At 66.5% G+C, this 22,739-nt stretch carries 21 protein-coding genes; 12 read left to right on the top strand and 9 right to left on the bottom strand.

Going from position 1 to position 22,739, the window contains the following annotated elements; genetic code table 11:
* Positions 1–23 precede the first annotated feature (23 nt).
* From VBO01S_RS13205 to VBO01S_RS13195, 3 genes are read right to left on the bottom strand one after another with little or no spacing between them, the layout of a single operon-like run.
* Complete coding sequence (locus VBO01S_RS13205; RefSeq protein WP_062474723.1) at positions 24–821, bottom strand: transporter substrate-binding domain-containing protein; 798 nt, start codon at positions 819–821, stop codon at positions 24–26.
* Positions 822–877: 56 nt separating this feature from the next.
* Positions 878–1,531, bottom strand: a complete 654-nt coding sequence (locus VBO01S_RS13200; RefSeq protein WP_062474720.1) for an amino acid ABC transporter permease — start codon at positions 1,529–1,531, stop codon at positions 878–880.
* A gap of 31 nt (positions 1,532–1,562) precedes the next feature.
* A complete protein-coding gene (locus VBO01S_RS13195; RefSeq protein WP_062474717.1) occupies positions 1,563–2,234 on the bottom strand; it encodes an amino acid ABC transporter permease in 672 nt (223 codons plus the stop codon).
* A 135-nt stretch (positions 2,235–2,369) separates the two neighbouring features.
* Here VBO01S_RS13195 and VBO01S_RS13190 point away from each other — a divergent pair, with 135 nt between their 5' ends.
* On the top strand, positions 2,370–4,064 hold the full coding sequence (locus VBO01S_RS13190) for a magnesium transporter CorA family protein (RefSeq protein ID WP_062474759.1): 1,695 nt from the start codon (positions 2,370–2,372) through the stop codon (positions 4,062–4,064).
* Between the two features lie 297 nt (positions 4,065–4,361).
* A complete protein-coding gene (locus VBO01S_RS13185; protein ID WP_062474714.1) occupies positions 4,362–5,111 on the top strand; it encodes a metallophosphoesterase family protein in 750 nt (249 codons plus the stop codon).
* Positions 5,112–5,118: 7 nt separating this feature from the next.
* Here VBO01S_RS13185 and VBO01S_RS13180 read toward each other — a convergent pair whose 3' ends face one another.
* Positions 5,119–5,655: a cysteine hydrolase family protein gene (locus VBO01S_RS13180; RefSeq protein WP_062474711.1), complete on the bottom strand. Its 537-nt coding sequence runs from the start codon at positions 5,653–5,655 to the stop codon at positions 5,119–5,121.
* A gap of 15 nt (positions 5,656–5,670) precedes the next feature.
* Between VBO01S_RS13180 and VBO01S_RS32400 the strand changes: the two genes are divergently transcribed.
* The 4 genes from VBO01S_RS32400 (at position 5,671) to VBO01S_RS13165 (ending at position 10,481) form a co-directional block, all read left to right on the top strand.
* Positions 5,671–5,943 carry a hypothetical protein gene (locus VBO01S_RS32400; protein WP_157627362.1) on the top strand — a complete coding sequence of 91 codons (273 nt, stop codon included), beginning with the start codon at positions 5,671–5,673 and terminating at the stop codon, positions 5,941–5,943.
* Positions 5,944–6,065: 122 nt separating this feature from the next.
* On the top strand, positions 6,066–7,622 hold the full coding sequence (locus VBO01S_RS31810; protein ID WP_082818123.1) for a hypothetical protein: 1,557 nt from the start codon (positions 6,066–6,068) through the stop codon (positions 7,620–7,622).
* Positions 7,623–7,838: 216 nt separating this feature from the next.
* A complete protein-coding gene (locus VBO01S_RS13175; protein ID WP_082818122.1) occupies positions 7,839–8,966 on the top strand; it encodes an MBL fold metallo-hydrolase in 1,128 nt (375 codons plus the stop codon).
* A gap of 561 nt (positions 8,967–9,527) precedes the next feature.
* Entirely contained in the window at positions 9,528–10,481 is a 954-nt protein-coding gene (locus tag VBO01S_RS13165; RefSeq protein WP_062474706.1) for an ABC transporter substrate-binding protein, read from the top strand.
* A 22-nt stretch (positions 10,482–10,503) separates the two neighbouring features.
* Here VBO01S_RS13165 and VBO01S_RS13160 read toward each other — a convergent pair whose 3' ends face one another.
* The 5 genes from VBO01S_RS13160 to VBO01S_RS13140 all read right to left on the bottom strand — a co-directional run bounded on the left by VBO01S_RS13160 (position 10,504) and on the right by VBO01S_RS13140 (position 17,128).
* On the bottom strand, positions 10,504–10,701 hold the full coding sequence (locus VBO01S_RS13160; protein WP_253252366.1) for a hypothetical protein: 198 nt from the start codon (positions 10,699–10,701) through the stop codon (positions 10,504–10,506).
* Positions 10,701–13,097: a DNA topoisomerase IV subunit A gene (gene parC, locus VBO01S_RS13155; RefSeq protein WP_062474703.1), complete on the bottom strand. Its 2,397-nt coding sequence runs from the start codon at positions 13,095–13,097 to the stop codon at positions 10,701–10,703. Before parC ends, VBO01S_RS13160 begins: the two co-directional genes overlap by 1 nt.
* A gap of 87 nt (positions 13,098–13,184) precedes the next feature.
* The gene (locus tag VBO01S_RS13150; RefSeq protein WP_062474700.1) at positions 13,185–14,120 is read right to left on the bottom strand and encodes a lytic transglycosylase domain-containing protein; all 936 of its coding nucleotides are present in this window, start codon (positions 14,118–14,120) and stop codon (positions 13,185–13,187) included.
* 33 nt (positions 14,121–14,153) lie between these two features.
* Positions 14,154–16,142 carry a DNA topoisomerase IV subunit B gene (locus VBO01S_RS13145; protein WP_062474697.1) on the bottom strand — a complete coding sequence of 663 codons (1,989 nt, stop codon included), beginning with the start codon at positions 16,140–16,142 and terminating at the stop codon, positions 14,154–14,156.
* A gap of 74 nt (positions 16,143–16,216) precedes the next feature.
* Positions 16,217–17,128, bottom strand: coding sequence for a LysR family transcriptional regulator (locus tag VBO01S_RS13140; protein ID WP_062474695.1), 912 nt, complete (start codon positions 17,126–17,128; stop codon positions 16,217–16,219).
* Between the two features lie 90 nt (positions 17,129–17,218).
* On the opposite strand from VBO01S_RS13140, the gene VBO01S_RS13135 reads away from it, so the two are divergent.
* From VBO01S_RS13135 to dapA, 6 genes are all read left to right on the top strand, one after another.
* Complete coding sequence (locus tag VBO01S_RS13135; protein WP_062474692.1) at positions 17,219–18,415, top strand: serine hydrolase domain-containing protein; 1,197 nt, start codon at positions 17,219–17,221, stop codon at positions 18,413–18,415.
* Positions 18,408–19,604 carry an MFS transporter gene (locus VBO01S_RS13130; protein ID WP_062474689.1) on the top strand — a complete coding sequence of 399 codons (1,197 nt, stop codon included), beginning with the start codon at positions 18,408–18,410 and terminating at the stop codon, positions 19,602–19,604. Before VBO01S_RS13135 ends, VBO01S_RS13130 begins: the two co-directional genes overlap by 8 nt.
* 131 nt (positions 19,605–19,735) lie before the next feature.
* The gene (locus VBO01S_RS13125) at positions 19,736–20,962 is read left to right on the top strand and encodes an MFS transporter (RefSeq protein WP_062474686.1); all 1,227 of its coding nucleotides are present in this window, start codon (positions 19,736–19,738) and stop codon (positions 20,960–20,962) included.
* Positions 20,963–21,003: 41 nt separating this feature from the next.
* The gene (locus tag VBO01S_RS32680) at positions 21,004–21,147 is read left to right on the top strand and encodes a hypothetical protein (protein ID WP_167395003.1); all 144 of its coding nucleotides are present in this window, start codon (positions 21,004–21,006) and stop codon (positions 21,145–21,147) included.
* A 43-nt stretch (positions 21,148–21,190) separates the two neighbouring features.
* Positions 21,191–21,763, top strand: a complete 573-nt coding sequence (locus VBO01S_RS13120; RefSeq protein WP_062474683.1) for a class I SAM-dependent methyltransferase — start codon at positions 21,191–21,193, stop codon at positions 21,761–21,763.
* A gap of 71 nt (positions 21,764–21,834) precedes the next feature.
* The gene (gene dapA, locus VBO01S_RS13115; protein ID WP_370680965.1) at positions 21,835–22,731 is read left to right on the top strand and encodes a 4-hydroxy-tetrahydrodipicolinate synthase; all 897 of its coding nucleotides are present in this window, start codon (positions 21,835–21,837) and stop codon (positions 22,729–22,731) included.
* Positions 22,732–22,739 lie beyond the last annotated feature (8 nt).

The raw sequence follows: 22,739 nt of genomic DNA, 5'->3' as shown, positions 1-22,739 counted from the left end.
CCTTCTTCTTCAGCCGCGGGGGCTCACTGCATCTTGGGCAGGTCGGCCTGCAGCCACTTTTGATAGAGCTTGTTCAGCTCGCCGTTGGCGGTGTTCTTCTGCACGAAGGCATTCACGGCCTTGGTGAGTTCTTCCTGGCCGGGGCGCATCGCGATGCCCATCGACTGCTGCACCAGCGTGAACTTGTTTTCGAAGGTGTTGGCCGGCACGCGCTTGGCGATCTGCGCCGCCACCGTGACCGAGCAGCCGATCGCATCGACCTGGCCCGAGATCAGCGCCTGCATGGCCGAGGCGTCGTCGTCGAAGCGGCGGATCTCGGTGCCTTCGGGCGCGGCCTTGGTCACGGCCACGTCTTGCGTCGATGCGCGGGCCACGCCCACGCGCAGGCCCTTCAGGTCGCCTGCGGCCTTGATCGAGGTCTTGGTCGCGCCGTACAGCACGATGGTCGCGGCCGCGTAGGGCTGCGAGAACTGCACCTGCTTGGCACGCTCGGGCGTCACGGCCAGCGAAGCCACCAGCAGGTCGACCTTGTTGGTCAAGAGGAACGGAATGCGGTTCGGTCCGGTCACCGGCACGATGTTGGCCTTGACGCCCCAGTCCTTGGCCAGCAGCTTGGCCACGTCGGCGTCGTAGCCGTCGGGCTGGTTCTTGGCGTCGGTGGTGCCGTAGGGCGGGAAGTCGACCAGCATGCCGATGGTGATCTCGCCCTTCTTCTTGATGTCGGCCACGCTTTGCGCCGAAGCGAAGGGAGCGAACACGGTCAGCGCGGCGCCGAGGCCCAGGGCTGCGATGGCAGCGCGGCGGGTGGTGGTAACGGTCATTGGATGTGTCTCCTGAATAAAGAAAGGAAGCGACGAGAAAGGAAAAGCGAAAAGGGTCAACGTGCGAGCGCCTGGGCGCGCTTGCGCTCCATGCGCGCCGCCAGCAATGACAGCGGCCAGCAGATCACGAAGTAGATGGCGGCCACCACCGAGAACACGATGAGCGGCTGGAAGGTGGCGTTATTGACGATCTGCCCGGCGCGCGTGACCTCGACGAAACCGATGATGGCCGCGAGCGACGTGCCCTTGATGATCTGCACCAGGTAGCCCACCGTGGGCGCCAGCGCGATCTTGAAGGCCTGCGGCAGCACCACGTCGCGCATGCGCGCCACGTAGTGCAGGTTCAGCGCCTGCGCCGCCTCCCACTGGCCGCGCGGAATGGCCTGGATGCAGCCGCGCCAGATCTCGCCCAGGAAGGCCGCGCTGTTCAGCACCAGCGCCACGCCCGCGGCCACCCACGGGTTGATGTCCAGCCCCAGCACCGGCGCGCCGAAGAACACCAGGAACAGCTGCAGCAGCAGCGGCGTGCCCTGGAAGATCTGGATGAAGGTGGTCGACACGGCGCGCGCCCACGTCGATTCCGACGTGCGCATCAGCGCGATGAGCAGCCCCAGGATCGCGCCGCCGACGAAGGCGATGGCCGACAGCGCCAGCGTCCACTGGGCGGCTTCGAGGATGAAAAGGAATTCGGGAAAACCGAAGGTGCGCATGGTGTGTGCTCCGTCCGTCGTGGTCAGTCAGTTACCGGCGGTCCGGGTAGTTGAGCGTGCGCTTGTAGATCAGCTTGAACATGGCCGAAAAAGCCAGTGCCAGCGCGAGGTAGATGGCCGCGACCACGATGTAGATCTCGAAGCTGCGGAAGGTCTGCGACTGCAGGTTGGCGGCCACCGAGGTCAGGTCGTCGGCCGAGATGACCGACACCACGGCCGAGCTCAGCATCAACAAAATGAACTGGCTCGTGAGCGCCGGGTAGATCGCCTTCAGCGCGGGCTTGATGATCACGAAGCGGAAGATTTCCCAGGGCTTGAGGTTGAGCGCGCGGCCCGCCTCGATCTGGCCCTTGGGGATCGACTCGATGCCCGCGCGGATGATTTCCGTGGCGTAGGCGCCCAGGTTCACCACCATCGCCACCAGCGCGGCCGTCTGCGGCGACCAGCGCAGGCCGATGGCCGGCAGCGCGAAGAAGAAGAAAAACAGCTGCACGAGGAACGGCGTGTTGCGGATCACCTCGATGTAGGCATTGACGATGAAACGCAGCCAGCCCGGCCCCGAGGTCTTGCCCCAGGCGCAGAAGATGGCCACCACCAGCCCCAGCAAGGTGGCGGTGAGCGAGAGCTGCACCGTGATCCACGTGCCCTTGAGCAGCAGCGGCCAGGCGGCAAAGACGGCGTCGAATTGGAACTGGTAGTTCATGGCGGAGCGTGCACGGCCAGGCCGTGCGCAGACCCTGAAAGGAATGCTTGCAGCTTAAATGAAACCGGTTTCAGGCCTAGCTAGGGATTCCCCTAGGTGGGCGTTTTGCCCTACCCGCCTGCCTACACTGGCGCGATGCCGAACCCCCACGCGGACCCCACTTCTTCCCCGGCAGGCACCTCGGCCGCCGGCCCCGTCGTGCAGCATTTCCGGCAGGCGCTGCTCTGGCCCTTGCGCCTCGTGCCGGCGCCCGGCGCGGCGCCCACGCACCACGGCCCCTGGCATGTGCTGCGCGACCTGGGCGAGGCCTCGCCCTGGCGCGAAGAGGTCGACGAATACACCGGCGAGAGCGGCCGCTTCCACGAGCGCCACTACAACGAGTTCGTGAGCTTCCTGCCGTACGTGCAGCGCTTCCTGTACGGCGAAGGCCGATCGCGCGGCAGCACCGACGCCGCAGGCAGCGACGGCGATTCGCCGATGCGCGTGTTCCGCCGCCGCGACATCGCGGCCGTGCGGCTGGTGGCGCACCCCGGTGAGGCGCCTATCACCCTCGACGTGATTCACTGCGACCTGTACTTCTTCTTCGACATCGACGTGGTGCTGCTCAACCTCGAGGTCGGCACCGACCACCTGAGCCTGGCGCAGGCGCAGGACATCCTCTACCGCTTCGGCCGCGCCTACCCCTCGGGCTGGGAGCCCGACGGCGCCGCCCTGCACTGCATGGCCAGCGTCGAATGGCTGGACGCCGACGGCCGCGTGCTCGCCGCCTCCGACGCGCAGCAGCGCGACGCCTTCCTGTCGCACGTGGCCCAGCACCGTGCACCGCGCATCGCGGCGCACTGGGCCTACCTGATGCAGCCGCTGGTGAGTGACCATTCGGACGACCCCGGCGTGCTGCGCTACCGCCAGATCGAGTACTACCGCATGCCGGTGATGGCGTACCTGTCGCTGGACGACCCGCGCCGCCTCACGCGCGACGACTTCGTGCGGCTCGCGCTCGTCACCGGCGCGGGCGGGGCCGACGCCCACCTGCCCTATGCCGAGCATCACCTGGCCGACTTCGAGCACAAGTACTGCTACGACCGCTTCTGGGTGAACACGGGCGCGGCGCCCAACACGCGCTACCTGTGCAACGGCCACGCGCTCATCGTGGTGGGCGACGCGCGCTCCGAGTTCTTCTGCTGCCGCGACCGCGGCGTGCTCGCGCAGTTCAGGCACCAGCACTTCCTGCTGTTCCTCATCGCGCATTTCCAGAAGGCCTCGCTGCTGATGTTCTCGGACCAGCTGGTCGAGGCACTGAAGAAGCTCGACATCCGCAGCACGCCGAGCGTGAAGCAGTTCAAGCGCGCCATCCGCGCGAGCTTCGAGCGCTTTCTTCGCTTCACGCACCGCTACTGGTTCCACGAGATTTCGGAGCAGGCGCAGGTGCGCGCGCTCTCGCACATGTGCGCCGCGCACCTCGGCCTCGACCCGCTGTACGACGAGGTCAAGGCGCGCATCGCCGACATGAACACCTACCTCGATGCCGACAGCCTGCGCCGGCAGGCCAGCACCGTGGTGCGGCTCACGGTGGTCACGCTGTTCGGCCTCATCGGCACCGTCACCACCGGCTTCCTCGGCATGAACCTGCTGGCCGAAGCCGACGCGCCGCTGTGGCGCAAGGCGATCTGGTTCGGCGTGGTGTTCGTGTTCACCACCTGGCTCACGATCTACACGATGGTGAAGTCGCAGCGGCTGTCGGACTTCATCGATGCGCTGTCGAATGACCGGCTGAGTTTCAGGGGAAAGCTGGCGGCATTGGCGCGGGTGTGGCGGGCGGGGGCGGACTGAAGGGTTGGTTCAGGGCGACGCTCACGCCGACGCGGCACCTTGCTCCGCGAATGTCCTCCGGCCTGCGGCCTCCCCCTTAATTTCGCTGCGCAAGGCACCCCATCGACGTGAGCGTTGGGCAGTGCAGTCGTTGATCGGCGAGCACCTGCAGCGCGTCCAGTGCGCAGGACACTGGGTGCTTCCCGCAGCGAAATCAAGGAGGAGGCCGCAGGCCGGGGGACATTCGCGGAGGGAAGTACCCGGTGGCCTGCGCACGCACCCCGAACTAAGATCACCGCCCTCACAAAGAAGCCACGCATGCGCATCGCCCTCGTCTCCGACATCCACGGAAACCTCCCCGCACTGAAAGCCGTCGTCGAAGACATCGCACGCCGCAACGTGGATGCCACCGTCAACCTCGGCGACAGCCTCTCAGGCCCGCTGATGCCGCTGGAGACTGCGCAGTTCCTGATGGCGCAGGACTGGGTCCAGCTCGCCGGCAACCACGAACGGCAACTGCTCACGTTGCCAACCTCCGGCCAGCGCGGCGAGTCCGACGCCTTCGCACACGCCCAACTCGGCGAGGCAGAGTTCGCATGGATCGCCTCGCTCACGCCGTGCCTGCGTTTCAGCCCTGAAGTGCTGCTGTGCCACGGCACGCCCGACAGCGACCTCACCTACTTCCTAGAAACGGTCGAGCCGACGCAACTGCGCATGGCCACTGCGGCGGAGATCGATGCGCGCCTCGGCACAGTGGAAGCCGGCACGGAACTGGTCGCCTGCGGCCACACGCACCTGCCGCGCGTGATGCGCGCATCCAATGGCATCTTGATCGTCAACCCGGGCAGCGTCGGCCTGCAGGCCTATGGCGACGCGCATCCGCATCCGCACCACGTGGAGACCGGCTCACCCGATGCGCGCTACGCGCTGGTCGAACGGCACGACCACGGGCAGTGGACCTGCACGCTGGTCACCGTGCCCTACGACCACACGGCCATGGCGGCACTGGCTGCTGCCAATGGGCGTGCGGACTGGGCCCACGCACTGGCCACCGGGCGCATGCCCTAGCGCCAGATCAATCGCCGAAAGCGATGTCCGCGCTGTCGACCGCCCGGATCGGCACGCCGAAGCTCGTGATGTCCGACAGCGTCGCGTTGTGGTGCGCGCGGATGAAGGCGCCCTTGGCATGCGGCTTGTCGTGCGAGGTGTGGGCGTCGGCCGCCAGCACCACCTCGTAGCCCAGCGCGGCGGCGCGGCGCACGGTGGTGTCCACGCAGAACTCCGACGAATAGCCGCAGACCACCACGCGCCGAACGCCCTGCCCCGACAACCACGCTTCGAGCGGCGTGCGCAGGAACGAGTCGGGCGTGGTCTTGCGCAGGCGCGCGTCGGCCGGCGTCACCTGCAAGGCATCGGCCAGCTGCCAGCGCTCGGAATCGAATTCCAGGTCGATCGCGTTCTCGTGCTGGACGAAAGCCACCGGCACGCCGGCCGCGCGGGCCCGTACCGTGAGCGCGTTGATGCGCCCGATGACCGCTTCGGCCTCGTACGGCCGGGGCGGATCGTCGCAAAGGCTGCGCTGCATGTCAATGACGAGGATGGCAGTTTTCATGGCGATATACAGCGCATGCTTCCGGCAAAAAGATGGCGAACTGAACAGCGCTGCAAAGAACAGCAATGTATCTCGCTGAAGGCGCAAAGAGCACCACCATCGACTCTGAAACCCAAAGTCCAAGCGAACTTTAAAAACTCAAATGCACGGAAAAATGACGTCTCAAGATCTTCCGTACTCTCGCAAACCACGAAACCCGTCGGCAACCAAGGGTTAAAACCAATTGCGGCGCAAGGCCGCAGCAAGCGCAGCAAGCGCAGCAAGCGCAGCAAGCGCAGCAAGCAATAAATCGTGAAAAAATTCACATATTCACGTACTGGTCGACGCGGCTTCTCTTGATCTTATCAGAGTAGGCATCCTTCGCAATTTATGTAACCATAGGTTTTCCCATCCCTCTACGGAAAATTTCAATGGCACTTAGCGACAGAAAATTAAACTCCTTGCGCCAAAAAATCACGGAAGGCCTTCGAATCCAACGCGATACAAGTGAGCCAGTTCCGTATATGGACGCCGCCAACATAGTTGGCGATGTTTGCGCCAAGCAAAATCACACTATATTTGCGCGTCGAGGTTGTGGGAAAACACTACTCCTTCATCACTCAACGAAGCAGTTGGCAAAAACAAAAACTCGTACCGTCTATTTAAATTGCGAGGATTTTAAGCGTCACTCGTTTCCAAATGTTCTGGTCGAAATTCTAGATGCACTTTTTCGAGAACTCGAACGTCACCTTCATGGATGGTTTGGGCGTAGCAAAGCATCGAAGCTTCTCATCAGCAACATACGAGTAGAGTTAAATTCTCTTCGCTCCAAAGCGGATGTTCAAGAAGAGACCATCAAGACAAGCAACTCATCCGAGGCGAGTGAAAAAAACGAAGCTGGAATAGAAGGAAAACTCGAAGTCCTTCAATTCAAGCTAAATGAAAGTACAAGCCAGCAAACCAAGCAGCAAACAGAGCGAAGTTTTTCATTGAGAAGTGAAAAACTCAAAGAGCTCGACATATGGCTACCCCGATTAAAAGAGCAAGTTCGCGAGTTTTTTGATCTTTCATCGTCTGTAACTGCAGTTTTTTTGCAAATCGACGATTTGTATCATCTCAAAAAATCAGATCAACCATTTGTCATTGATTACATACACCGACTCTGCAAAGACCTGCCCTTGTATTTTAAGGTAGCCACACTACGACATGCTTCATCCTTATACATGGATCTAGATAATCAACCAATCGGCGCACAAGAACGACATGACTACCAGCCAATAAATATTGATTACACCTTTGCGGACTTTCCAAAAACAAAAGAACAAAACAGAAAAATTCTCAATGAATTTGGAAAGGCGGTAGGCATCTCCGAAGGTGACATCAGCAGCCTCTTCAAGGGCGCGGGATTTGACAGGTTGGTGATGGCAGGAGGCGGAGTTCCTCGCGACACACTTTCACTATTTCTTGAGGTCCTAGGAACTGTTAAATCAGAAGGAAATGATAAGATAGGAAAAGATGATGTTCGACTGATGAGTAAATCAAATTTTGAAAAGAGAATTGAAGAACTTAAGCAAGACTCCGAAGGTGGCGAACAGGACGTACTGATGCGCGGGATCTACGTAATTCGTGAGTTCTGCCTTTCAAAAGGCACGAATGCCTTCTTGGTTTCAGAAAAAATTCTGCAACAAAATGACGACTTTCGAAGCTTGATATATCGCCTACTAGACTATAGAATAATTCACAACACAGCCTCTGCATTAACTCACAAGTCACAACCAGGGACCTTCCAAGCATTTGTTGTAGACATTGGCTGCTATGCTCATTTGAGAAAATTAGATGGTAGATTTTCAGAGCTCGACGTCTCTCGAGACAACGCAAAGGATCAACTCAGATCGTCTCCAATTCTCGAAGAAAGCCACTTTCAATCGCTGTTCGTCGCAGTTCCTGAAAATGTTGAAACTGCATTACTAGCAGATGAAGTAGCGTAGTGCTGCTCAAGAGACGATCACTTATGCTGGAGGCAGGAGTGCCTTAGCGCGAGTTCAGTACGAACGAGTGCGCATACAGAGACAGAGACCCGCGCGGCGGATCGAGGCCGAATGCCCTTGTGTCTGACATGTTTCTGCCGATGAAACCATCGCCAGACCAAGGCCAGCTAAGCTCGCGCCGCGAAAGTCGCACTGCCTGCACGAGGTCTCCTGTTTATGTCGCGTATAACGGCCCTTCGGGCACTCCTTCTTCCTCGGCATACCTACGTCCGCCCGACGCTGTCGGCTGCGGCCTTAGCGCTGATCGCCGGCTGCAGCAGCGCCGGCGGCGGGGAAACGCGCTACGAGAACTCGCCGCAGTTCAAAGGTGGCGTGTTCCAGAACATGCCCAACCCCGAGCTGCAGCCCGCCGCCAGCACCTGGCGCATCTGGTCGCGCTTCATCGTCGGCAGCAAGGTCGACACCGTGCCGGTCGACCCCATTCCGGTGCGCGCCCTGACGCCCCAGGCGCTCGATGCGCTCGCGGCCGACGCTAACCATGTGGTGCGCCTGGGCCACTCGTCGCACCTGCTGAAGCTCAAGGGCAAGTACTGGCTCATCGACCCCGTGTTCAGCGAGCGCGTCTCGCCCTTCACGTGGGTCGGGCCGAAGCGCTTTCACAAGCCGCCGATCCAGCTGGAGCAGCTGCCGCCGATCGAAGCGGTGATCCTCTCGCACGACCACTACGACCACCTGGACGTCGCCACCATCGAGTACCTCGCCACGCGTGTGCAACGCTACTTCGTACCGCTGGGCGTGCGCGCCCGGCTCATCGAAATGGGCGTGCCCGCCGAGCGCGTCACCGAGCTCGACTGGTGGCAGGGCGGCGAGCACGCGGGCGTGAAGCTCACCGCCACGCCCGCGCAGCATTTCTCGGGCCGCGCGGTCACGCTGACCGACCGCGACCGCACGCTGTGGGCCTCGTGGGTGGTGCAAAGCGGCGACCAGCGCATCTTCTACAGCGGCGACTCGGGCTACTTCCCCGGCTTCAAGCAGATCGGTGAACGCTTCGGCGGCTTCGACCTGGCGCTGATGGAAAACGGCGCCTACGACGCCTACTGGCCCGGCGTGCACATGACGCCCGAGCAGAGCGTTCAGGCCTTCGAAGACCTGCGCGGCAAGGTGCTCTATTCGGTGCACAACAGCACCTTCGACCTGGCCTTCCACACCTGGCACGACCCGCTGGACCGCATCGCCGACCTGGCGCAGGCCAAGAAGATCGACCTGGCCACGCCGGTGATCGGCGAAGTGCTCACGGTGGGCCAGGCGCGCACCAACGTGCGTTGGTGGACCGGGCTGAAGTAAGGAACGCACCGTCCACGCGGCGGTGTGTATTTCAAATGTTGCTCGCCACTTTTGGAAGGTTTACAGACAGTTAACCAGCGGCCGGTTCAATCGCCGTGTCGCCGCGACGAATCCCTCACCGGACGCCGATCGCGGACGACACCGTCATCTGCAAGGCAGCAGCCACAGGGAGCAAGGTGATCACAAGAAGAACCGGCAAGAAAGGAGGCGGCATTCCCGCCATCTCGACGCGCGCCCCGAGGCGCCGCCTGGCGCGCATCGCCAGGGGTTTCGCCACGGGGCGCGTGCTGGCATCGATCGCGGGCGCAGGGGCCGTCGCCCCCCCGATGCGCCGCACATCGCCCTGATCGTCAGCGACCCGGGCAACCCCTTCTCCCTCCAGGTCTGACACTGCCGCCGCCCACGCTGCCGACCCGCGACAACATCGGCACCGACCGGGGCCGGCAGGTCCGTCCATTCCCCCATGCTTGCCCCCGCAGATCGCGGATGCGAGGCGCTGCGGAACATGTCATCATCCCCACCCCTTCACCGGCCCCCTCTCGCAACGAGGCCCTCGCACCCATGCCCATGAAACGTCCCTGGCGCACCTGGCTGCTGGCCCTCCTCCTCGCCGTGGGCCCCGTGGGCAGCGCGCTCGCGACACATGCCAACCATGGCAAAGGCCCGCGCGTCGGCGTGCTCGTGAGCGACCTGCGCAACCCCTTCTTTGCCTACATCGCGCGCGCAGTGGAAACCACGCTGGCCGCAGACAGTCGCAACGCGGCGCACATCACGGTCGTGTCGAGCGGGTTCGATCCGCAGCGGCAGGACGAGCAGCTCAAGGAAATGATCCGCCAGCGCGTGCAGCTGGTGATCGTGACGCCGGTCGATTCGACCACCCTGCACGCGCGCGTCACGGAGGCGCGCGCGGCCGGCATCAAGGTGGTGGCGGTCGATGCGCTCGTGCAAGGCGCGGACGCGGCCGTGGTGACCGACAGCCGCGCGGCTGGCAAGCTCTCTTGCGAACATCTGGTGCGCACGCTCGGCGGCAAAGGCGAAGTGGCGATCATCGACGGCCCGCCGAACACGGCCGCGGTGGGCCGCGTCAACGGCTGCCGCGAGGCATTGAACGCCGCACCCGGCGTGCGCGTCGTGTCGATGGCGCTCAATGGCGGCGCCACCAAGGACGGCGGCGTCGAACAGATGACGCGGCTGCTCGCGCGCCATCCGAAACTGTCGGGCGTGTTCGCGATCAACGACCTGTGCGGCATCGGCGCGGAACTGGCGGCCCAGGTCGCGGGCCGGCGCGACATCGTCATCACGGCGATGGACGGTTCGCCGGAGGTGGCGCAGCGGCTGCAAGACCCGGCCACCTTGATCGCAGGCAGCGCCACGCAGTCGCCCACGTTGATGGGCCAGCGGGCGGCCCAGATCGGGTTGAAGCTCCTGAAGGGCCAGCCTCCCCAGCAGCGCGTGCTGCTGTTGCCATCGAAGCTCGTGACGCGCGAGAACGTCGACGGCTACGGGGGCTGGTGAGCAAGCCCCTCGGCCTGCCTGCTTACTTGCCTTCCTGCTCGCGCCGCTCGCGTGCGCGACGCACCTGGCGCGTCTCGTTGGCCTGCGCGGCGGCGCGGTCTTTCGCGCGCCGCTTGCCCTGGCGCTTCTCACGCATGCGGCGCCCCAGGATGTAGCTGCCGAAACCCGTGACCACGGCGAGGATCACGCCGAGGATGCTGATGTCGATGCCGCCCAGCATCAGAGCACCCGCACGATGCTCGCCGGCTTGAAGCCCAGGTCGGCCGCCTTGCCCTTGCGTGCGCGGCTGCCGCGTGCGTTGTTGAGCGTGCGGATCTCCAGCGTCTCGTCGCGCTCCTTGGCACCGCGACCGATGCCGTCGATGCGCACGCTGCGCGTGTAGGCGGCAGCGCCGGCCAGCGTGTCCTTGGCCTCGAGGTCGATCAGCGTCAGGCCGCGACCGCCCTTGGGCAGGCTCTTGAGCTCGGCGATGTCGAAGGTCAGGATGCGGCCACCCGTCGAGGCGCAGGCCACGTGCGTGGCGGCCGGCATCGGCTCGGCGCCGCTCGCGCCGCCCACCAGCGACGGCCGGCACAGCTGCTCGCCCTCGCCCACGTCGATGAAGGCCTTGCCGCCGCGCTGGCGCGACATCATGTTCTCGATGGTGGCCATGAAACCGTAGCCGCCCGTGTTGGCCAGCAGCAGGCAGGCGCCCACCGGGCCCGCGAAGAAATGCGTGACGTGCGTGCCGGCGTCGAGCTCGATGAGCGTGGTGACGGGCTGGCCGTCGCCGCGCGCGCCGGGCAGCGAGGCCACGGGCACGGTGTAGACGCGCACGCTCTTGTCCTTGGCGCTGCCGAAGACCAGCAGCGTGTCGACGCTGCGGCACTCGAAGGCGCCGTAGAGCGTGTCGCCCGACTTGAAGCTGTATTCGGGCGCGGTGCCGCCGTTGCCGGCGGCCTTCTCGCTGGCCCAGCCCTTCTGCGCGCGCACCCAGCCCTTCTGCGACACGATCACGGTGACGGGCTCGTCGACCACCTTCACCTCGGCCACGGCACGCTTCTCGGCCTGGATGAGCGTGCGGCGCGGGTCTTCGAAGGTCTTGGCGTCGGCCTCGATTTCCTTCACCAGCAGGCGGCGCAGCGTGGCCGGGCTGGAGAGGATGTCTTCGAGCTTCTTCTGCTCTTCGCGCAGGCCGGCCAGCTCCTGTTCGATCTTGATGGCCTCGAGCCGCGCAAGCTGGCGCAGCCGGATTTCAAGGATGTCCTCGGCCTGGCGTTCGCTGAGGTTGAAGCGCGCGATGAGCGCCGCCTTCGGGTCTTCCGCCGCGCGGATGATGGCAATGACCTCGTCGATGTTCAACAGCACCAGCTGCCGGCCTTCGAGGATGTGGATGCGGTCCTGCACCTTGTCCAGGCGATGGCGCGAACGCCGCTCGACGGTGATCTCGCGGAATGCGATCCACTCGTTGAGCATCTGGCGCAGCGACTTCTGCGTGGGCTTGCCGTCGATGCCGACCATCGTGAGGTTGATCGACGACGAGGTCTCGAGCGAGGTCTGCGCCAGCAGCGTGGTCACGAACTCGTCCTGGCTGATGCGCGAGGTCTTGGGCTCGAACACCAGGCGCACGGCGGCGTCCTTGCTCGACTCGTCGCGCACCACGTCGAGCACCGACAGCATCGCGGCCTTCAGTTGCGTCTGGTCGGCGCTCAGGGCCTTTTTGCCGGCCTTGACCTTCGGGTTGGTGATTTCCTCGATTTCTTCGAGCACCTTCTGCGTGCTCACGCCCGGCGGCAGTTCGTTGACCACGAGCTGCCACTGGCCGCGCGCGAGGTCTTCGATCTTCCAGCGCGCGCGCACCTTGAGCGAGCCGCGGCCGGTGCGGTAGGCGTCGGCGATGTCGCTCGCGCTGCTGATGATCTGCGCGCCGCCCGGGTAGTCGGGGCCGGGCACGAGGGCGAAGAGTTCTTCTTCGCTGAGCTTGCCGTTGGACTTGATCAGCGCCACGCAGGCGTCGGCGATCTCGCGCAGGTTGTGGCTCGGGATCTCGGTGGCCAGGCCCACGGCGATGCCGCTGGCGCCGTTGAGCAGCGTGAACGGCAGCCGCGCGGGCAAGAGGCGCGGCTCTTCGGTGCTGCCGTCGTAGTTGGGAATGAAGTCGACCGTGCCTTCGTCGATCTCGTCGAGCAAGAGGCTGGTGATGCGTGCCAGGCGCGCTTCGGTGTAGCGCATGGCCGCGGCACCGTCGCCGTCGCGGCTGCCGAAGTTGCCCTGGCCGTCGACCAGCGGATAGCGCTGCGAGAAGTCTTGCGCCATGCGCACCAGCGCGTCGTACGCGGCCTGGTCGCTGTGCGGGTGGAAGCGGCCGAGCACGTCGCCGACCACGCGCGCGCTCTTCACGGGCTTGGCGCCCACGGTGCCGTTGGTGCCGCCGAAGCCCAGGCCCATGCGCGACATCGAGTACAGGATGCGCCGCTGCACCGGCTTCTGGCCGTCGGACACGTCGGGCAGCGCACGGCCCTTGACCACGCTCAGGGCGTATTCGAGGTAGGCGGTCTGCGCGTAGTCGGCCAGCGTGAGGGTGGTGTCGCCGTCGGTGGGGCCTGCAAGGTCGAGCGGAGGTTGAGAGTCGTCCATGAAGAAGAGAGAAAGAAAAACAGTGACGGGCGGCGTGCGTTCGCGCTCAGCCCAAAATGAAAGTGGGGTGCATGGCGGCCTGCGGGATCACGACAGCGGCGACGGCGGCGAAGCGTCGCCCGGCTCCGCCGCGCTGGTGGGCACGTCGGACGGCTCGGGAATATCGGGCATGGTCGGCACGTTGCGCGGCGACTCCGACGGCATGTTGCCGCGCCCGATCGCGCCGCCCTTGGGCACCGACATTTCCATGCGGATGCGCCCGGGCGTCCTGCCACCACTGCTGCCGCTTCCGCTGCGCAGGTTGCCGCCCACGGTCACGGCCGAGGGCTTGAGGTACGCATACAGCTGCAGCACGGTCTGCACGTAGTTCTGCGTTTCCTTGTAGTTCGGGATCTTGTTGCCCGCGCGCTGCACCGCGCCCTCGCCCGCGTTGTAGGCGGCCAGCGCAAGCTCGATCTGGCCCGGGAACATCGCGATCAGGTCGCGCAGGTAGCGCGAGCCGGCGGCGATGTTGATGTGCGGGTCGAACAGCTTCTTCTCGATCGTGCCGCGCTTGTCCGTCGCCACGCCGTAGCGCTGCGCGGTGGCCGGCATGAGCTGCATGAGCCCCATCGCGCCCTTGGGCGAGACGGCCTTCGCATCGAAGCCCGACTCGGTGGCGACCAGCGCCTGCAGCAGCTCGTAGTCGATCGCGTGCTTGCTCGACGCATCGCGCAGCGCCGCCTTGGCGGTCTTGTAGCCGGGCGAGGCCTCGAACATGGCGAGCAGGTTCTGCGAGGCCGGCGACACCTTGCCGTCGAGCCGGCGGCGGATGCCGGCGCGGCCCAGCGGCGACAGGCCCTTGGCGGTGTCGAAGCTCTGGCCGCCCTGGAAGAAGAGCTTGTAGCGCTCGTCGACCTTCTCGGCCGCGAAGTGCGCCACGCCGTTGCTGTCGATGTAGCCATAGATGTCGGTCGCGTGCGCGAGCCCCTGCTGCATGCACAGCAGAAGGGCCAACCACAGCGAACGCTCGAAAACCGACATGCGTGTGAGAAGAAGGAAAGAAAAAGGAAACTGTCAGACGTCGATGTCGACGTCGTCTGCGCGCAATTCCATGAGCTCGCGCCGCGCCGCCGCTTCGCCCTTGCCCATCAGCTTGGTGATCTCGCCCTGGGTGGACGAAAAATCGAACCGCCCCAATTGGACCTTCATCAGGCGGCGGGTGTCCGGATTGAGCGTGGTTTCCCACAATTGTTCCGCGCTCATTTCGCCCAGACCCTTGAAGCGGCTGATGCTCCAGGCGCCTTCGCGCACGCCATCTTTGCGCAATTTGTCGAGCGTGGCGGTGAGTTCGCCCTCGTCCAGCGCATAGACCTTGGAGGCCGGCTTCTTGCCGCGCGCGGGCGCATCGACCCGGAACAATGGCGGCTTTGCGACATACACGTGGCCGGCTTCGATGAGCTTGGGAAAGTGCCGGAAGAACAGCGTGAGCAGCAGCACCTGGATGTGCGAGCCGTCCACGTCGGCATCGGACAGGATGCAGATCTTGCCGTAGCGCAAGCCGCTCATGTCGGGCGTGTCGGCAGGGCCGTGCGGATCGACGCCCACGGCCACCGAGATGTCGTGGATTTCGGTGTTGGCGAACAGGCGGTCGCGCTCCACTTCCCAGGTGTTGAGCACCTTGCCGCGCAGCGGCAGGATGGCCTGGCTTTCCTTGTCGCGGCCCATCTTGGCGCTGCCGCCGGCGGAGTCGCCCTCGACCAGGAAGACTTCGTTGTGGCTGATGTCCTTGCTCTCGCAATCGGTCAGCTTGCCGGGCAGCACGGCCACGCCGGAGCCCTTGCGCTTCTCGACCTTCTGGCCGGCGCGCTGGCGCGTCTGGGCCGCCTTGATGGCCAGCTCGGCCAGTTTTTTGCCGTAGTCGACGTGCTGGTTGAGCCACAGCTCGAGCGTGGGGCGCACGAAGCTGGACACCAGGCGCACGGCGTCGCGCGAATTCAGGCGCTCCTTGATCTGGCCCTGGAACTGCGGGTCGAGCACCTTGGCGCTGAGCACGTACGAGGCGCGCGCGAACACGTCCTCGGGCAGGAGCTTCACGCCCTTGGGCAGCAGCGAGTGCAGCTCGATGAAGCTCTTCACCGCGTTGAACAGGCCGTCGCGCAGGCCGCTTTCGTGCGTGCCGCCGGCGCTGGTGGGAATCAGGTTGACGTAGCTCTCGCGCACCGGCTGGCCGTCTTCGGTGAAGGCCACGCACCAGTCGGCGCCCTCGCCTTCGGCGAAGTTGTCGGCGTTCTTGTCGGCATGGCCGCTGCCTTCGAACAGCGGAATGACCGGGTCGCCGTTGAGCGTCTGCATCAGGTAGTCGCTCAGACCGCCCTTGTAGAGCCACTGCTGGCTTTCGCCGGTCTTCTCGACGGCCAGCGTGACGCTCACGCCGGGCATCAGCACGGCCTTGCTGCGCAGCAGGTGGGTGAGTTCGCCCATGGGCAGCGCGGCGGTCTCGAAGTACTTGGCGTCGGGCCAGGCACGCACGGTGGTGCCCTGCTTGCGTTCGCCGGCTTCGAGCTTGCGGATCTCGAGCGCCTCGATCACGTCGCCGGCGCTGAAGGCCAGCTTGGCGACCGAGCCTTCACGGTGCGAGCTGACTTCGAGGCGCTTGGACAGCGCGTTGGTCACCGACACGCCCACGCCGTGCAAGCCGCCCGAGAAGCTGTAGGCGCCGCCCGAGCCCTTGTCGAACTTGCCGCCGGCGTGCAGCCGGGTGTAGACCAGCTCGATCACGGGGGCTTTTTCTTCGGGGTGCAGACCGAAGGGAATGCCGCGGCCGTCGTCCTCGACGCTGACCGAGCCGTCGGTGTGCAGCGTGACCTTGATCTTCTTGCCGTAGCCCGCCAGCGCTTCGTCGGCGGCGTTGTCGAGCACTTCCTGGATGATGTGCAGGGGGTTGTCGGTCCGGGTGTACATGCCCGGGCGCTGCTTCACGGGCTCGAGGCCCTTGAGCACGCGGATGGAGCCTTCCGAATAGCCGGAAGCGGAGTCTGAAGATGTCTTGGGGGAAGTCGCCATGGGGGCGGATTGTAGTCAGTTGGGTTGAAATGACTGGATACCCATACAGGCACCGGCTTCGGTCTTTTCGCACATCAGGCGGGAGTTTCTGCGGGCGGACCGAACATCCGCGCGCCCAGGAAATCGATGAACGCCCGCAGCTTGGGCGACGGATGGCGCCCCGACGGCCACAGCACGCGGAACGCGATGGTACGGGGCCGGCGCAGGTGGTCGGCCAGCACGGGTTGCAGAGCGCCCTCGGCCAGCGCAGCGCGCACGCTGAAGTCGGGCAGGCAGGCGATGCCCCGCCCGCGCAGGGCGAAGCACAGCCGGGTCTCGATGTTGTTGCAGATCATCGAGACCGGCGGGCGCACCTCGACGCCGTCGGGCCCGGGCGCGAGCGGCCAGACCTCGACCTTGCCGGTCGCCGGGTAGCGGTAGTGCAGGCAGGCGTGGCGGGCCAGGTCGTCCGGCGAGGCGGGCGTGCCGTGGTGCGCCAGGTACGCGGGCGAGGCCACCAGCAGCTGCGAGAACTCGCCCAACTGGCGCGACGACAGCCGTGAATCCGCCGGCTCGCCGGTGCGCACCACGGCGTCGAAGCCTTCCTCGATGACGTCGACCAGCCGGTCGCTGAAGTCGAGGTCGAGCTCGATCGCCGGGTAGGCGGCCATGAAGTCGGCCAGCACCGGCAGCACCAGCGAACTGACCAGCGGCAGGCTCACGCGCAGCCGCCCGCGCGGCGCCTCGGCGGCGTGCGACAGCTCCTGCTCGGCGGCCTCGATCTCGGCCAGCACACGGCGGCTGCGCGCCAGGAACAGCGCGCCCTCGGCGGTGAGCGTGATGCTGCGCGTGCTGCGGTGGAACAGGCGCACGCCCAGCCGCTCCTCGAGCCGCGCCACGCGCTTGCCCACGGCCGAGGCCGACACGCCGAGCGCGCGCCCGGCCGCCACGAAGCTGCGGGTTTCGGCGACCTGAACGAAGACGGCAAAGCCGCTGAGGCTGTCCATGGGGAATCTCCATTGCGGACTTGAACGTCCGCATTGAGCGGAACTGTAGCCGTCTTTATCCGAAGTCGGCTTCTTCCTATCGTGGGCCGCATGACCTTTCTTCCCGACATTTCCCCCACTTTCACCCCTGCGTGGCAGGGCCCGGACCCGTCGCGCATCGACGCCGCCATCGACCGCGCGCTGGCCGAGCAGCGGCTGGTTGGCGCGGTGGTGCTGGTAAGCCACGACGGCCGCCTCGTCCACCGGCGCGCCGCCGGGCTGGCCGACCGCGAGGCCGGCCGGCCGATGCGCGAGGACGCGCTGTTCCGGCTGGCCTCGGTGTCCAAGCCCATCGTCTCGACCGCCGCGATGGTGCTCGTGGACCAGGGCCGGCTCGAACTGGACGCCCCGGTGACGCGCTGGCTGCCGGATTTCCGCCCGCGCCTTCCCGATGGCGGCGGCGAAGCCGTCATCACGCTGCGGCAGCTGCTGACCCACACGGCCGGCCTGGGCTACCGCTTCCTCGAAAGCACGGACGACGGCCCGTACGCGCGCGCCGGCGTGTCAGACGGCATGGACCACGACGACGGCCTCACGCTGGCCGGCAACCTGCAACGCCTGGCCGGTGTGCCGCTGCTGTACCCGCCCGGTACCGGATGGCTCTATTCGCTGGCCATCGACGTGCTCGGCGCGGTGGTCGAGGCGGCCAGCGGCCTGCCGCTGCCCGAGGCGGTGCGCGCGCTGGTGACCGGGCCGCTGCAGATGCACGACACGGGCTTCGCCGCCGCACCCGACGACCCGCGGCTGGCCACGCCCTATGTGAACGGCGCCGACGCGACGCCGCCGCAGCGCATGGACGGCCCCGTCGTCGCCACCCCGTTCGAGGGCGCCGTCGGCATCCGCTTCGACCCGGCGCGCGCCTTCGACGCCAACGCCTGGCCTTCGGCCGGCGCCGGCATGGTCGGCAGCGCGGGCGACTTTTTGCGCCTGCTCGACACGCTGCGCACCGGCGGCGCCCCGCTGCTGGGCGCCGCCACCGTCGACACCATGGGCCGCAACCACACGGGCGCCTGGGGCCCCCCGGACGCGCCGGGTTGGGGCTTCGGCCTGGGCTTCTCGGTGCTGCACGACCCGCAGCCCACGCAGACGCCCGAATCGCCCGGCACCTGGCGCTGGGGCGGCGCCTACGGCCATGCCTGGTTCGTCGACCGGGCGCGCGGGCTCAGCGTGGTGGCCTTCACGAACACGCTCTATGAAGGCATGTCGGGCCGCTTCGTCACCGAGTTGAGGGACGCCGTCTATGCGTGACACGACCTCTTCCTCCCCCCTGCCCTTGTCCGGCCTGCTGGCGCTGGCAGCCGGCGGCTTCATCACCATCCTCACCGAGGCGATGCCGGCCGGCCTGCTGCCGCAGATCGGCGCCGACCTGGGCGTGGCGCCCGCGCTGGTCGGCCAGCTCGTCACCGTGTACGCGCTGGGCTCGCTGGTGGCGGCCATTCCGCTGGTGGCCTTCACGCGCGGCTGGCGGCGCCGGCCGCTGCTGATGGGCGCGATCGGCGGCTTCGCCGTGGTCAACACGGTGACGGCGCTGTCGCACGACTACACGCTGACACTGGTCGCGCGCTTCTTCGCCGGCGTGTTCGCGGGCCTGCTGTGGGCACTGCTGGCCGGGCACGCGGCGCGCATGGTGGCACCGTCGCAGCAGGGCCGGGCCATCGCCGTGGCGATGCTGGGCGCGCCGCTGGCGCTGTCGCTGGGCATTCCCGCGGGCACGCTGCTGGGCGCGAGCGTCGGCTGGCGGCCGGCCTTTCTGATCATGTCGGCGCTGTCGGTGCTGCTGCTCGGCTGGGTGCGCTGGCAGGTGCCCGACTTCCCAGGCCAGGAGGCCGGGCGCCAGCAGAGCGTGCGCCGCGTGTTCCTGCTGCCGGGCGTGCGGCCGGTGCTGGCCGTGATGTTCGCCTTCGTGCTGGCGCACAACATCCTCTACACCTACATCGCGCCCTTCCTGGCGCACGCCGGGCTCGGCGCGCAGGTCGGGCGGGTGCTGCTGGTGTTCGGCGCGGCGTCGCTGGGCGGCATCTGGCTCACGGGCGTGCTGATCGACCGCTGGCTGCGCACGCTGGTGCTGGCCGGCACGGGCGCCTTCGCGCTGGCGGCGCTGATGCTCGCCGCAGCGGGCGGATCGGCGGCGGGCGTGTACCTCGCGGTCACGGTCTGGGGCCTGGCCTTCGGCGGCGCCGCGACGCTGTTCCAGACCGCCTCGGCCCAGGCCGCCGGCGACGCGGCGGACGTGGCGCAGTCGATGGTCGTGACCACATGGAACCTCGCCATCGCGGGCGGCGGGCTGGTGGGCGGCCTGCTGCTGCAGGGCGGCGGCGCGGGCAGCCTGCCCTGGTCGCTGCTGGCGTTGCTGGTGCCCGGGCTGGTGCTGGCGTGGCGGGCCTGCGAGCACGGCTTTCCGGACGCGCGTGGCGCGGCGGCGGCACCGGCGCGCTGACCCCACAGGCAGGCCCCGCGCCTGCCTTCTTTCTTTGATGCGGTCCGCGCATTGAAACCGCGCCCACAAATCATCAATGGCCATGGCCACCGCGCCACCTGCCGCAGCATCCATTTCGCTACATTCGAAGGATGCAAGCCTCCCCCGCTCCCACCCTTTCGATCAAGCAGGTGCTGTTCTGCGGCGCCATGATCGTCACGCTCTCGATGGGCATCCGCCACGGCTTCGGCCTCTGGCTGCAGCCCATCACGCAGGCACAGGAGTGGAACCGACAGACCTTCTCGTTCGCGCTGGCGGTGCAGAACCTGTCGTGGGGCATCTTCGGCGTGTTCGCGGGCATGCTGGCCGACCGCTTCGGCGCGTTCCGCGTGCTGATCGGCGGCTCGCTGCTGTACGCGGCGGGCCTCTTCGGCATGGCACATTCGCCGACGCCGCTGCTGTTCACCTTGAGCGCGGGCGTGCTGATCGGCGCGGCGCAGGCGGGCTCGACCTACGCCGTGATCTACGGCGTGATCGGCCGGCAGATCCCGGCCGAGCGCCGCTCGTGGGCGATGGGCGTGGCCGCGGCGGCCGGCTCATTCGGGCAGTTCCTGATGGCGCCCATCGAAGGCCGCCTGATCGGGGCCTTCGGCTGGCAGACGGCGCTGGCCGTGGTGGCGGTGCTGGTGCTGGTGATCGTGCCGCTGGCCTTCGGCCTGCGCGAACCCAAGACCGCGGCCCTGGCCGGCCACCGTGACCAATCGGTGCTGCAGGCCGTGGGCGAGGCCTTCCGCTACCCGAGCTTCGGCTTGCTGATGGCGGGCTACTTCGTCTGCGGCTTCCAGCTGGCCTTCATCGGCATCCACATGCCGACCTACCTGCGCGACAAGAACCTGTCGCCTGAAGTGGCGGGCTACGCGCTGGCGCTGATCGGGCTGTTCAACGTGTTCGGCACCTACACGGTCGGCCTGCTGGGGCAGAAGCTGTCCAAGCCCAAGATTCTTGCGGCCATCTACTTTGCGCGGGCGGTGTCGATCGCGCTCTTCCTGCTGGCGCCGATCTCGCCGCTGAGCGTGTACGTGTTCTCGGCGGCCATGGGCTTCCTGTGGCTGTCGACCGTGCCGGCCACCAACGCCATCGTCGCGGGCATCTTCGGCGTGGCCCACCTGTCGATGCTCAGCGGCTTCGTGTTCCTGAGCCATCAGGTGGGGTCGTTCCTGGGCGTGTGGCTGGGCGGCTTCCTGTATGACACGACGGGCAGCTACAGCATCGTCTGGTACATCTCGATCGCGCTGGGCGTGTTCGCGGCGCTGATCAACCTGCCGGTCAAGGAAAGCGCCATTGCGCGCGCGGTCCGGCCGGTCGCCGTGGCGGGCTGACGGCCCGCGCTTTTCTGTCTTGTTTGCAAGGAGCCATCGCCATGACGCCCCGCACACGCAACCACTACCTGGCCCAGGCCGCCTGGCTCGCCGCCGTGCTGGCGGCGCTGGGCGGCGTGTTCGCGCTGTACGTGCATCCGACGTTCCTGGTCACGCTGGTCGACCAGGTGTGGTCCTGTTTCTGAACGACTTCGCCCCGAAACGCCCGCTTGACGGGCCCAGGCCACTATGAAAGATGTAGCAATTCCCGTGCATGCGAGCACGGCGCCCTCCGAATGGATCGTGCGCTGGTCGCACCTGCTCGCCCCGAACGCCACGGTGCTCGACGTGGCCTGCGGGTCCGGGCGGCACATGCAGTGGTTCGCCGGGCGCGGGCATGCGACGACCGGCGTCGACCGGGCGCCCGAGGCCGTCGAGGCGGCCGGCGCCTTCGGCCGGGTGGTGGCGGCCGACATCGAATCGGGCCCCTGGCCCTTCGCGGCCCAGCGCTTCGGCGCCGTGGTCGTCACCAACTACCTCTGGCGCCCGCGCATGGCCGACATCGTGGCCGCCGTGGCGCCGGGCGGCGTGCTGCTGTACGAGACCTTCGCGGCCGGCAACGAAACCGTCGGCAAGCCCTCGCGGCCCGACTTCCTGCTGCAGCCGGGCGAGCTGCTCGGGGCCTGCGCCAGCCTGCAGGTGATCGCCTATGAAGACGGTTTCCTGCCGGAGCCGGCGCGCTTCGTCCAGCGCATTGCCGCCGTGCGGCCCGGCGAAGCGGCCGCGGGCGCCCCGCCGCGCCACTTCCTGAAGGCCAGCTGAGCTGGCCGACACAACTGTCTCCGGCCCGGCCGGAGTCAGTAGAATGGCCGCTTTCGTCCACCGACAAAGAGATTCCCTTGGAGCAACTGACAGGCAGCATCGTCGCGCTCGTCACGCCGATGCACGACGACGGCAGTGTCGACTACCCCGCCCTGCGGCGGCTCATCGACTGGCACATTGACGAAGGCACCGACTGCCTTGGCGTGGTCGGCACCACCGGCGAATCGCCGACGGTCGATGTGGAAGAGCACTGCGAAATCATCCGCGTATCCGTCGAGCAGGCCCGGGGCCGCGTGCCCGTGATGGCCGGCTGCGGCGCGAACTCGACCAAGGAAGCCATCGAGCTCGCCAAGTTCGCCAAGGGCGTCGGCGCCGACTCGCAGCTGCAGGTCGTTCCCTACTACAACAAGCCCACGCAAGAGGGCCAGTACCAGCACTTCAAGGCCATCGCCGAAGCCGTCGGCGACCTGCCCGTGGTGCTGTACAACGTGCCCGGCCGCACCGTCGCCGATATGGCGCACGACACCGTGCTGCGCCTGGCGCAGGTGCCCGGCATCATCGGCATCAAGGAAGCCACTGGCAACATCGAGCGTGCCCAGTGGCTCATCCGCGACCTGCCGAAACACTTTGCCGTCTACTCCGGCGACGACCCGACCGCGGTCGCGCTCATGCTGTGCGGCGGCCAAGGCAACATCAGCGTCACGGCCAACGTGGCGCCGCGCAAGATGCACGAGCTGTGCGTGGCCGCGCTGGCCGGCGACGTCAAGCGCGCGATGCAGCTGCAGTTCGAACTGATGCCGCTGCACCGCAACCTGTTCGTCGAACCCAACCCGATCCCGCTCAAGTGGGCCATGGCCCGCCTGGGTCTGTGCGGCGGCGCCCTGCGGCTGCCGCTCACGGAACTCGGCGAAGCGAGCCGCCCGGCGGTCGAGGGCGCCCTGCGCGCCACCGGCCTGCTCAAGGACTGACCGAGCCC

The organism is Variovorax boronicumulans NBRC 103145 (genome assembly GCF_001591345.1).
In the GTDB taxonomy this organism is placed as follows: Bacteria; Pseudomonadota; Gammaproteobacteria; order Burkholderiales; family Burkholderiaceae_C; genus Variovorax; species Variovorax boronicumulans.
The sequence above is the reverse complement of the archived record's forward strand: the minus strand, read 5'-3'. Positions and strand labels throughout refer to the sequence as shown.